Source organism: Crocinitomicaceae bacterium (assembly GCA_016708105.1).
Taxonomy (GTDB): domain Bacteria; phylum Bacteroidota; class Bacteroidia; order Flavobacteriales_D; family Crocinitomicaceae; genus JADJGJ01.
Map to the genome: position 1 here is coordinate 106,829 of JADJGJ010000004.1, position 11,674 is coordinate 118,502.

At 37.6% G+C, this 11,674-nt stretch carries 13 protein-coding genes; 7 read left to right on the plus strand and 6 right to left on the minus strand.

Annotated elements, in window-relative coordinates:
* Positions 1 to 11: 11 nt before the first annotated feature.
* Both IPH66_16360 and IPH66_16365 read right to left on the minus strand, forming a co-directional pair.
* The gene (locus tag IPH66_16360; GenBank protein ID MBK7130916.1) at positions 12 to 1,955 is read right to left on the minus strand and encodes a YgiQ family radical SAM protein; all 1,944 of its coding nucleotides are present in this window, start codon (positions 1,953 to 1,955) and stop codon (positions 12 to 14) included.
* 85 nt (positions 1,956 to 2,040) lie between these two features.
* Complete coding sequence (locus IPH66_16365; GenBank protein MBK7130917.1) at positions 2,041 to 2,898, minus strand: hypothetical protein; 858 nt, start codon at positions 2,896 to 2,898, stop codon at positions 2,041 to 2,043.
* Positions 2,899 to 3,019: 121 nt separating this feature from the next.
* Here IPH66_16365 and IPH66_16370 point away from each other — a divergent pair, with 121 nt between their 5' ends.
* Together IPH66_16370 and IPH66_16375 are read left to right on the plus strand one after the other, a co-directional pair.
* The gene (locus IPH66_16370) at positions 3,020 to 4,420 is read left to right on the plus strand and encodes an energy transducer TonB (protein ID MBK7130918.1); all 1,401 of its coding nucleotides are present in this window, start codon (positions 3,020 to 3,022) and stop codon (positions 4,418 to 4,420) included.
* Between the two features lie 59 nt (positions 4,421 to 4,479).
* Positions 4,480 to 5,223, plus strand: a complete 744-nt coding sequence (locus tag IPH66_16375; GenBank protein ID MBK7130919.1) for a hypothetical protein — start codon at positions 4,480 to 4,482, stop codon at positions 5,221 to 5,223.
* Positions 5,224 to 5,232: 9 nt separating this feature from the next.
* Here IPH66_16375 and IPH66_16380 read toward each other — a convergent pair whose 3' ends face one another.
* Both IPH66_16380 and IPH66_16385 read right to left on the minus strand, forming a co-directional pair.
* Positions 5,233 to 5,817 (minus strand): MarC family protein, encoded by a 585-nt coding sequence (locus IPH66_16380; protein ID MBK7130920.1) that lies wholly within the window; start codon positions 5,815 to 5,817, stop codon positions 5,233 to 5,235.
* Between the two features lie 3 nt (positions 5,818 to 5,820).
* Positions 5,821 to 6,396 (minus strand): phosphoribosylglycinamide formyltransferase, encoded by a 576-nt coding sequence (locus IPH66_16385; protein MBK7130921.1) that lies wholly within the window; start codon positions 6,394 to 6,396, stop codon positions 5,821 to 5,823.
* Between the two features lie 146 nt (positions 6,397 to 6,542).
* Here IPH66_16385 and IPH66_16390 point away from each other — a divergent pair, with 146 nt between their 5' ends.
* On the plus strand, positions 6,543 to 7,163 hold the full coding sequence (locus tag IPH66_16390) for a NifU family protein (protein MBK7130922.1): 621 nt from the start codon (positions 6,543 to 6,545) through the stop codon (positions 7,161 to 7,163).
* A gap of 37 nt (positions 7,164 to 7,200) precedes the next feature.
* Here IPH66_16390 and IPH66_16395 read toward each other — a convergent pair whose 3' ends face one another.
* Positions 7,201 to 8,565, minus strand: coding sequence for a saccharopine dehydrogenase NADP-binding domain-containing protein (locus IPH66_16395; GenBank protein MBK7130923.1), 1,365 nt, complete (start codon positions 8,563 to 8,565; stop codon positions 7,201 to 7,203).
* A 243-nt stretch (positions 8,566 to 8,808) separates the two neighbouring features.
* On the opposite strand from IPH66_16395, the gene IPH66_16400 reads away from it, so the two are divergent.
* The 4 genes from IPH66_16400 (at position 8,809) to IPH66_16415 (ending at position 11,048) form a co-directional block, all read left to right on the plus strand.
* Positions 8,809 to 9,132 (plus strand): hypothetical protein, encoded by a 324-nt coding sequence (locus tag IPH66_16400; protein ID MBK7130924.1) that lies wholly within the window; start codon positions 8,809 to 8,811, stop codon positions 9,130 to 9,132.
* A gap of 28 nt (positions 9,133 to 9,160) precedes the next feature.
* A complete protein-coding gene (locus tag IPH66_16405; protein ID MBK7130925.1) occupies positions 9,161 to 9,517 on the plus strand; it encodes a hypothetical protein in 357 nt (118 codons plus the stop codon).
* Between the two features lie 161 nt (positions 9,518 to 9,678).
* Positions 9,679 to 10,290: a hypothetical protein gene (locus tag IPH66_16410; protein MBK7130926.1), complete on the plus strand. Its 612-nt coding sequence runs from the start codon at positions 9,679 to 9,681 to the stop codon at positions 10,288 to 10,290.
* 83 nt (positions 10,291 to 10,373) lie between these two features.
* Positions 10,374 to 11,048 carry a hypothetical protein gene (locus IPH66_16415; GenBank protein MBK7130927.1) on the plus strand — a complete coding sequence of 225 codons (675 nt, stop codon included), beginning with the start codon at positions 10,374 to 10,376 and terminating at the stop codon, positions 11,046 to 11,048.
* Between the two features lie 110 nt (positions 11,049 to 11,158).
* Here the strand turns inward: IPH66_16415 and IPH66_16420 are convergent, their stop codons facing one another.
* Entirely contained in the window at positions 11,159 to 11,623 is a 465-nt protein-coding gene (locus tag IPH66_16420; protein MBK7130928.1) for an acetyl-CoA carboxylase biotin carboxyl carrier protein subunit, read from the minus strand.
* Between the last annotated feature and the right edge of the window lie 51 nt (positions 11,624 to 11,674).

Sequence of the window (11,674 nt, forward strand, 5' to 3'; positions counted from 1 at the left end):
ATAGTGTAACATTACTTGCCTTTTCTACTTTTCCTCTTCTCCTCCAACCATTTCGGGACCTGATTTTTTTCTTGGACTTTTGGTTTGTGATTTGATGACTTTTTAAAATCAGCGCGTGGTTTACCCAATAATTTTTCAGCAAGATCTGGTCGCTGAGCTGCTTTTAATTTATCACTAATCCAAGCACGATTTTCATTTTTATACCAAAAGAAAAACCGATGTTGATCTTCTTTTTCTTGTTTTGAACGTGGAACATAGACCGGTTTTAACGTGTAGGGATGTACTCCCGAATAGTAGATTTCAGTTGCCACAGTCATTGGCGTTGGAGTGAAATCCTGCACTTGTTCTAACTGAAATCCCAAGTCTTTTGTTTCGGCTGCCAGATTTGCCATGTCAACCTCTTCACAACCGGGATGCGAAGAAATAAAATAAGGAATCAAGGGTTGATTTAATCCATTCTTGCGCTGAATTTTATCGTAAACCTCTTTGAATTTGTGAAAGAATTGGAATGATGGTTTTCGCATCAAGCGCAACGTATTATCTGACGTGTGCTCAGGTGCCACCTTTAATCTGCCGGACGTATGCCTTGTTACTACTTGGGTAATGTACTCTTCAATTTCTTTTTCATCTGCTTGTTTGTTGAACTCTTTAACAAGCAAATCGTAACGAATTCCGGATCCAATAAATGCCTTCTTCACCTTTGGATGAGCATCAACTTTTTTATAGATATTCAACAAGGGTTTATGACTGGTATCCAAATTTGAACAAATTACCGGATTGATGCACGAAGGACTGATGCACTTTTCACAAATACTTAAATCTTTGCCCTTCATTTTATACATGTTCGCTGATGGTCCGCCAATATCTGAAATATACCCTTTAAACTCAGGGTGATTCACTACTTGCTCAACTTCATTTAAAATAGATTTTTCACTGCGTGATGCAATGAATTTTCCCTGGTGGGCTGATATGGTACAAAAGCTGCATCCACCAAAACAACCGCGATGCATATTGATAGAAAATTTAATCATTTCATACGCAGGTATTGCTCCCCTCTTAGCATATTTTGGGTGCGGCAAACGGGTGTAAGGCAAATCAAATGAACGGTCAATCTCCTGCTCTGTCATGGTGTAATAAGGTGGATTGATCACTACCGTGCGTTTTCCGTTTTTTTGCAATATTCGTCTCGCGTGAAGTTTGTTTGATTCTATCTCAACAGTTTTAAAATTGGATGCATATTTTATTTTATCTGCCAAACATATTTCATGAGAATGAAGGCTGACATCTTCCCAATTTTTATTTTTTGGCAAGGGCTCATTCTCCTCAATAATCACGGCAGTTTGCGGAATAGTTTTCAAAGACGAAAACGGCACCCCTTTTTTGAGCAGACTTAAAATTTCACGCAATGCTTTTTCACCCATTCCGTAAACTAAAATATCAGCGCCGCTGTCAACCAAAATTGAAGGGAATAATTTATCTGACCAATAATCATAATGGGTAACCCGGCGCAATGATGCTTCAATTCCGCCAATCACCACCGGAACATCCGGATATAATTCTTTTAGTATCTGAGCATACACGCGTGATGCGTAATCAGGCCTGAAACCTGCTGCCCCGCCAGGGGTGTACGCATCCGTTGATCTTTTTCTTCGTCCCGCGGTATAATGATTCACCATGGAATCCATGCAGCCGGCAGTAACTCCGAAAAAATATTTTGGCTTCCCGAATTTTTTGAAATCACGCAAATCATCTTGCCATTGCGGTTGCGGAATAATTCCAACACTAAACCCTTCACTTTGAATAATGCGTCCAATAACGGCAGTTCCAAATGAAGGATGATCAACATACGCATCACCTGATACAATGATCACATCAAGCTGATCCCATCCATGATGTTCAAGCTCTTTTTTTGTAATGGGTAACCAGTCATTGAGGGGGCGGTTGATTGGATGCATGTTACAAAGGTAGAAATTATGTTCATCACCCAAGGTATGGCTGAAACTTGCTTAACGAGCAGTAGTCGCAGGTCGCGACCTGCGACTACTTAAAAAACGCAAATATGGCTTTCAACTCTTTCTTACCAATGGTTAGATAATCTTGCGGAAAATGTTTTGTGTAAACTAATTCTCCGGTTTGAATGCGGATGATAGAGAGCTCTGTATATTTATTTTCACCAAAGTATAGTACGTAATGCGTTGGGTCTTCTTTTTCTAATACTTCATGATATTCTTCTGTTGCTAACAAACGATAACGTATTCCGGATGCTTTAACTTTTTCAATGTCTATAGATTTTTTGATCTGATCACGATGAATAATCAACGTATTGCCAACTAATCCCTTGTGATCTTCAATAATTTTTTTACTCAAGTTTGCATTCAATAATTCTTCTACATCGGTGAACTCTTCATCTTGAATAAGTGTGAGTCCCTGATTCAATGACACAATCATCATTTTTAAAAAACGGTATTCATCTTTTTCATACACAATATCATGAAAACCATTGAAGAACATATAACCCAAAGTTTTTGCCATGTTAACTTGATTGTGCTCATAATCTGCCCCTTCATCAAAATATTCGGCCGGCATCAGCGTAATAATTCCATCATTTTTTCTGTCTTGCTGATGCTCACGAATAGGTTTTTGGTGTGTAACAAAAAGTGCAGTTGATTTTTGATCAGGCTCTTTGTATCGCTCAATCACTGAGAAGGTAGAAATTTTCCAATGATCTTCAAGCGTCTCAATCATCACACTATCAAAAAGTGCATTACCCGTTTTAATGTATGTAATGCCGTTTGTTACCAAATTTTTAAATGTCTCATGGGTGTAGCCTACATTAAAAACCTGAGCTTGCGATCCAAGGGTAATAACACTGAACAAAATGAGTAGTTTGTTTTTCATGAGTTCAAAGATAAAAAATCTTGTGCAGTAAGAGTTCACAACTTTTTACAATCAAATTTCATCTGCACTTAGAGGATGTATAAATAGTATATTTGTGAAAATTTAACCCGCTATGTATTTTATGAAAAAGTTTACTCTATTCTCTTTGGTATTATTGTCGTCATTTTTTTTATTTGGACAGAACATTAAAAAATCAGAAAAAACAGTTCACAAATTCATGCATGCACTTGGAAAAAACAATTTTCAGGCAGCCTCAAAATATACCATACTTGACGCAAAAAACATGTTTTCAGCTCCAGAATTAATATACTCCTATTCGGGCGAAAATAAACTGAAGTACGTAGCCAAATTTTATAGAGAATTAAAAATAATCAGATTCGAATTTTTTGAAGGAGAATACGGGGTTGAATGTTTAATGGTAACCTCATGGAATGGTAACCGCTTTGATTTTAATTTGCATCTCACATTAGTTGATAACAAGTGGTTTATCTACTATTTTAACTTTGATGATGTAGATTTTCAAGAAATGGATGAAGATGGATTTTGCGAGATAAAAGAAATGAAAACCAAACCCTCAGAAATTGTTTTGAACTTCATTCGCTTGCACAACGAAGGACAAAAACCGATGGCATCGGAATTCACATTTTTTATAGCTAAAAAAGAATATGAATCAATGGGTGAAAATCATGCAAATACTATCCCTGTTGTGGTGCTTGATATTAATTGTGCACCGCAACGTAAGGGCATAGAAGTAAATTGCGTGTGCACCGGACTAAATCAAAATGCAGATACCATCGTAGCGCGTTACGGACTGACAATTGTCAATAAAGAATGGAAAATTTTTGCGTTTGGATCAGGAAGATCTCCTAATGCCGTGGTGACAAGCTTTACTCTTGCACTCAATTCAGGTGACTGTCAAACCGCGCTTAGCCTAACAACATCAGTTGCTACGGATAACGTATTAGCAGCAATTGATGCCGGATGCGCATCATCACCCACTGAAATACTAAGCACAGAATGTACTACCTCAGGCAATAAAGCACGCTGCACTTGCACTGAAAAAAGAGACGGTATGGAAATGACCTTTGTCTATGACCTTACAAAAACTGACAACGGCTGGCTAGTTAGTAACTACCAAAAAGATTTAGGATTGGATATGGGAACCAGTGAAGATTCATTGATGCAGGACATGTATGCAGTAGATGACGAAAATATTTATGAAACACTAGACACGATGCCACAATTTCCCGGCGGTCAAACTGAACTTGAATTTTTTATTGCCAATGAATTGAGATATCCTGAAGTGGCGAGAAAATCCGGTCTTGAAGGAACAGTAATAGTTGGTTTTATTGTTGATCCTTATGGTGAAATTTATGATATTACTTTAATCAAAGGAATGCAAAAATCAATGGATGAAGAAGCTATACGCGTTGTAAAGACAATGCCATTGTGGAATCCCGGTCAGAAAAATGGAAAATTCGTACATTCCAAAGTGCAAGTTTCAATCAATTATAAAATCTAGTATAAATCCGGTTCAATTTAGCCCATAGAAAGAAATTTTATTTGCAGAAAATTATTTGAATGATTGTAAAACGACGGCAGAATAAATTGTCATTAACCTCAGGGCAAACCCCAAATTCAAATTGCGTTGCGAGTTGCGCGAAGCCAGACCCATCCCTCTCATCCGGCGCAGCAGACGTGCGAAGACAGACTGAAATAAAATTCAGAACGCGTAATCTACGGGCAGTTCTTTTTATTTGTCTGCTTAGTTTTCATGCTTTGATAAGTGCGGCCGTTGTACAACTTTCAGACAGCATAAAAACCACTTTACAACCCGGCGATATCATCATGAGAAAAGGTGCCGGAACTTTGTCATACGAACTGATGAAGGTGTCAGGTGAAGAGTATAGTCATTGTGGAATTATTGTGAGATTTGATAATGAATTACGGGTTATTCAATCCATTGGTAAGAGTGATGATAACCCGGTGGATGGCGTACAAATATCTTCATTAGATAAATTTGTCAAATACACCGCAGACAGCACCCTTTTTATTTGCAGACAAATTGTTGACACCTCTAAAAATGATGCCATTGCAGAACGTGCATTTTATTATCTCAACCTGCACATTCCCTTTGATAACAGATTTGATTTAACCTCAGCCAAAGAATTTTACTGCAGTGAATTGCTCATTCATGTTTTTATGGATGTGCTTGGCGATAAATTGATGGATGTTAGAAAACAACACAAAACATACGTGCCATTATTCTCTTCATTCTTTGATGAGCGGAGGTTTAAAGCTGTCTTCAATCTCAAAAAAATCTAGCTGAATTTTTTAAGAAACAAAAAGTAGTTTCACGTTATCTGCAAAAAGTTTTACTGCAATGGCCAGTAGAATAATGCCAAATACTTTCTTAATAATTGCAATTCCTCCAACTCCTAAAAGCTCCTCCATTTTTCTGGTCAATCGCAACACCACATAAACGATAATCACGTTTAAAAAAACCGCTATGGAAATGTTGATTGCTTCATACTCTGCCCTTAAAGAAACCAACGTGGTCATGGTTCCGGCTCCGGCTATCAGCGGAAAAGCAACCGGAACAACTGAAACAGTTTTTGCGCTACCCGCCTCAGCCCTGAACATTTGAATACCAAAAATCATTTCACATGCAAGCGCAAAAATTATCAGTGATCCTGCAACGGCAAACGCACGAATATCAACTCCAAGTGCACTCAAAATCCATTCACCTCCAAACAAAAATGCAATCATAATAACAAAGGCAACCAAAGATGCTTTCAGCGAATTTATTTCACCGCTTGACTGTTTAATTTTTATTATAACCGGTATAGATCCGAAAACGTCAATCACGGCAAATAGCACCATGAAAGCCTTACCTATTTCAATTATATCAAACCCCATACTTCATGCCAATTTCAAAACAATATTTTCAATACACGGCGCAAAATATTCATGCTCCAATTCTAACACTTTTTGAGATACACGTTCAGCAGAATCAGTAGGTAAAATTTCTACCTCATGTTGTTCAATAATTGCTCCCTCATCATAGTACTCATTCACGTAATGAATAGTGATGCCTGATTTATTTTCTCCGGCCGCAACTACTGCTTTATGCACATTCATTCCATACATTCCTTTGCCTCCAAATTTTGGTAACAATGCCGGATGAATGTTCACCATGCGGTTATTGTATTTTTTAATCAGCGAATCGGGAATTTTTTTAAGATATCCTGCAAGCACAATAAAATCAGCCCTATAAGCCTGCAGGGTTTTTTCCATAATGCCATTCTCTAATTCTGCAGATTGATATACATAACAGGGCACGCCAAATGAATCTGCCCTATGTAATACACCGGCTTTCGGATTGTTTGATACAACAAGTACTACATCTATCTTTGGGTGATTCTTGAAATGTCGCATTATCACCTCCGCATTGCTGCCTCCACCTGAAGCAAAAATCACAATGTGCTTTTTAATCATGATGCAAAGGTATAGCAATTATCTCTGTGTAAACGGAATAAAAAACTTTCTGAATCGTATTACCCTGCGCAAACTTTTGTCTCTCTATCTTGTTATATCTTGATTGATAATGATTGCTTACTTTTGCACATTAAATGCCCATACCCATGATTCCAATTACCTTATATGCTGAAATGACCCCAAACCCAAACACCATGAAGTTTGTGGCCAATAAATATTTGCTGCTTGATGAGCGCACGGTGGAGTTTGTTTCGCTTGCTGATACCAAAGGATTTTCTCCGCTGGCTGAAGCCTTGTTTCAATTCCCGTTTGTGAAATCTGTTTTCTTGTCTTCTAATTTTATAACGGTTACTAAAGACGCTAATCTTGACTGGGATTTCATAGTAATGGAATTGCGTGATTTTATCCGAGAATGGCTGATGAATGGTAAAGAAATTTTAATCAGAATGCCCGATGAAAGTCAGTTAAAAAGTCATGCCGGAGAAACACATCAAAACAGTCAACCTGCTGTACCTGAAAAAGAATTTACTCCTTCAGAATTTGACGAGCCTATCCGCGCATTGTTGAATGAATATGTAAAGCCGGCCGTTGAAAATGATGGTGGCGCAATTGAATATGTTGGCTTTGAAAACGGCACGGTTACTGTAAAAATGAAAGGCTCTTGCGCGGGCTGTCCTTCTTCAACCGCCACCTTAAAAGGCGGAATTGAAAATTTGTTGCGCTCACATTTGGATGCTGTCAAAGAAGTAGTTGCCCTTTCTGCTTAGGGTTCGTTAAGACAGAATTAGATGGTTGATGTTTGAATCAGACAATCACATCGTATAATACGGCCTTGTCTAATTTTTTCTCTTTGAAGCTAATTCCGTACTCTTCCAACTCATTCAAAATTGGTTCATATATTTCTTTGTACAAAGGCAATTGAACACCTGTCAATTTTATTTGACCGTTTAACACCATTTTTGCACAAATAGCAATGGGTAATCCAACGGTTTTACTCATGGCGGTATGCGTCTGATCCTCTCCAATAGCTACCATGTGTGAATTGATTTCATGGTAAGAGTTCTCTTTATGATAAACTATTTTATGCCACATCACAATCATATCTTTGTCTTGTGGCTCAAGTTTCCATTTTTCTTCAAGTATTTTTTGCAGAAAAAATGCCGGCGTGACATCTTCGGTGAAATTCATTTTTTTCTTTTCAAAAATTCCAAGCCAAACTAATTTATCCCAGATAATATCATCTTGATCAATTTTTAAATAATGTCTCAGTTTCAATTCAACAGAATCATGTGGATTATAAGGAAGAAACGCATTGATAAAATCACGTTTTGTCATGTCTTTGCTCCCTTCCAAAACATACGTATCATCAGTTGCTCCAATTTGCACAAAACAATCCCAAGCTTTTGAAAATCCCTTCCTTCTGAGCGTTCCACGATAAATTGTTGGAATGCTTTGTAGATTATACACATCACGGTACTTAAGTGAATCACGATTAGCATAGCCTTCAAATTCTCCGTATGATTCAATGCGAATTATCTCAGTACGTCTAAACAATTTGTTATACGGTATGTACTTATATTGCCCCTCTTGAATGAATTTTGCTGCGCCGCCTTGTCCGGCAATAACCACGTTTCTTGGGTTCCACGTGAATTTATAATTCCATGGATTGTTGTCGCTTTCAGGCGCAATCAGTCCACCGGTAAATGACTCAAAAATGTGCATTCTGCCGCCGTTGGCTTCTACTTCATCCAGAATTTTTTTTGCGCTCATGTGATCAATTCCAGGATCAACTCCCATCTCATTCATAAATAACAGTCCGGCTTTGACCGCCTCATCATGAAGTTCTTTCATGCCTTCTGACACATAAGATGGGGTGATTAGATTGGTTTTATATTTCAAACAATCTTTTGCAACCTCAACGTGATATATTGCCGGGAGCATAGAAATCACCAGATCAGCCCACTCAATAAGCGGTCCGCGCTGTTCTGCATTCAGACCGTCCAACTCAATGGCTTCAGCGTTTTTGCATCCTTCTATTTTGGCTTTTGCCAACTGCAAATTCTGATCACCAACTTTAATGCGCCAGCCTTCTTTCTCTGAGTTCTGACAAAAATATCTGATCATGCTGGACGCTGATAGACCCGCCCCAATAACAAGAATTTTTTTCATTTTATACAGTTTTTATCGGCCACATCTTATTTAGTATGCCGTCATTTGGAGATTTTTCTAGAATTCTATTTGGTCCAATATCTCTCCGGTAAAGTTCCTTGGCAAAAATAGAATATTTCATCCACGTGTGGGTATTCTATTTAATCGCGTGTTGCTTCCTGGTGTCTCAAGCGATTTTTTTTAGTCCGTAAATTGTTTACGGTCTGCCTATTCAATATTGTATCAAATTATATACAGTTGTTTATGAAAAGACTAGGCGAAACTCAAAAAATTCTGATCCATCAAATAACGTATGAAACCTCACAAAACATAGTCTGTGCTGATTGTGAGTTCATCAACGGAAACGAGCGTTCACGAATTTCAATGCTTATTTCCCATACTGATCTTAATCGCATTATGGCAAAACTTTACGCTGAAAATTTATTACCAGATGAAGATTGTTTTACATCATTTAAACTAGATGACGGCAGTGAATTCGTGGAGTTGAATTTTAATGAAATGATCGGACACAGCGCAGCGCTTGATGAGTTTGTTTTCAATGATAACGTTACTCGCATCCGTGCTTAACAATACTTGAACCTTAACTATTCTATCTATGAAATTATTTAATTCTTTTGATTTTGAACTTGACACTTCATTTTCGTTGAAAACCGTGGCTGAAGTGACGGAGTTACTCCAGCATGACATGATTTATGTTTATCACCACTTGAATCCAGGTGATGAGGTAGACTTAAAATTTGCCGGCACAAATCTTAAAGGAGATATTCGTTATCAGGTGTTTTTCAAAACTTTTCTTTTGGGTTATGTAACCCTTGGAGGATATTTCAGATCGTATTTTGAAGATAATAGCTTGCTTCGTGGGCGCATTTCTTCGGTCACTAAAGAAAAATACCTGCCTATTTCTCAACTTGATGTAGAACTGGATATTATAAAATTAAAAAACGCTTCATAAGTCTTTTGAGCTGGTATTCTGAGTCATGCTGTGGTGAGTATATTCAGAGATCCGGATCCCGTTGGGTCCGGATTTTTTATTTCTCCTCAACAGGCAACCGGTGCGCCATTATGCCGTATTTCAGAAAAAATTACCTATCTTTACAAAAACTATCTTTACTTATGAAGAAATTACTTATTCTATCAGGTGTTGCCGGAATCGTGGCGCTGGTTGCCGCATGTGAAGAGCACGAAGTGATTCCACCACCGGTTCCAATTGTTGATCTCAAGTGCGCATGCGATGCTGTGATTGATGATTCAACTGTTCAATATACTGACAGTTGCCGCTATTTCTCTAATAAAACAATTAACACCGGATCCTTGTCTACCGCTGAGTATTCCACAACCATTCAGCGCAACAATTTGGTTCACGGTGTTAAACTAACCATTAGCACGTTGGAATGGACTGATGACGGTTCAAACACACCATCTCTTGAACAATGGCAAGCATTCTTTGACAATAATATGACCCCTGGATACGCCACCGGCTCAATTACAAACGGTGTTTTGGTTGAATGGACTGACCCTAACAACAAAGTATGGGTAAGTGATACCGGAGGAGTTTGTTTCAGCAATTTCAGCTTTGTCAGCATGATTCAAGATTCTGATACCACTGGTGACTATATGCTTTTTGAAGCATCTTTCAACTGTAAGCTTAAAAACTCTGACTACAGTCCGGACAGCATTAAATGTCTTGAAAACGGATACGTGAAATCTGCATTCAAACTTGAATAATACCAAGTTAACATACATTTTTATAAGAGAGGAGACCACGTTCAGGTCTCCTTTTTTTATACATTTACACTGCGCTTCTCTTGATGAGTACTCCCATTAAAATAGCAATCATTGGTGATTACAATTTTGCGTATCACTCACACAACGCAACAAATCAGGCATTACAGCATTGTGAATCTATTTTTGATACGCCAATTAATATTTATTGGTTAAATGAAGAGGAATGTTGTACAACCGCTTCAAAATTTGTAGACGAATATGATGGTGTACTCTTAGCACCGGGGCCATATAAACAAGCCTTTTATTTAACGGCAGTAATTCAAAAACTTTACACTTCAAAAATTCCGGTGCTTGGCACAGGTGACTGTTTTAGACTTTTAATTGAAGATTTTTTTAATAGTAAAGGTTTTGATCTTAAAACCGAAAAAATAATTTCTGAAAACCTTGTTGAGGGAAATCACTTCAATGCAATTCAGTTAGATAATTTTTCTCCGGATTTTAAAAAATTATTTAAGACCAGATCAGGCACTGAGTATAGCTCTTCCAGATTTTCAATGCTGCCACAATACGCTGACTTGTTAGTGAGTGATTATGAAATTTGTGCGCGCAACCAGTATTTCGATCCTGAAATAATTCGCAAAAAAAATCACCCCTTTTACCTGTTCACGATGTTTTGCCCGCAAATGGTTTCAAGTGCAGATTTGCCACATCCGGTTTTTACTTATTTCATTGAAAACGTGATTAAGCTGCAAAGCTGAAAATAAGTGTAGCTCAACCTCGGAGCAAGGTCTGTACATTTTACTTCGTAACAACCTTTAATGAAATAAACCAAACCTTCTTGTTCACCAAATAAGAGTGCGGACTAGGATTAGAAATCCAGTTCTACCAACACTTGATTTTTCTCAACATTTTCAAGTGGTTTGATATTGATTTTTCGGACAACACATGAGTTTTCAGCCTTCAATACGTTCTCCATTTTCATTGCTTCAAGAATTAGAATATTGTCTCCTTTTTCAAGCTTATCCCCTTCTTTTGCCAATACGTCAATCACCTTACCCGGCATTGGTGCGCGCAAATCTTTTTGAGCAATATTTGCACTTCTTTGAATGCCCATTTTATCCAATACCAAATCCAAATCATCCTTAAATTGTAATTCATACGTGGTATGTTTTACCCTGATGCGCATGATTTTTTCAGCTAATTGGATATTAAGTACCTCTAGAATCAAATTTTGTCCATTTAAATGTAATGAAAATACATTTTCACCTAACACTTTTAAATGGTCAGACAATATACTTTTTGATATTTGATTTACAAGAATTGTTGTTGGCATAATCCAAAATTAACACTGCCAAAGTTACCAAATTAATAGCGGTTTGCTAAC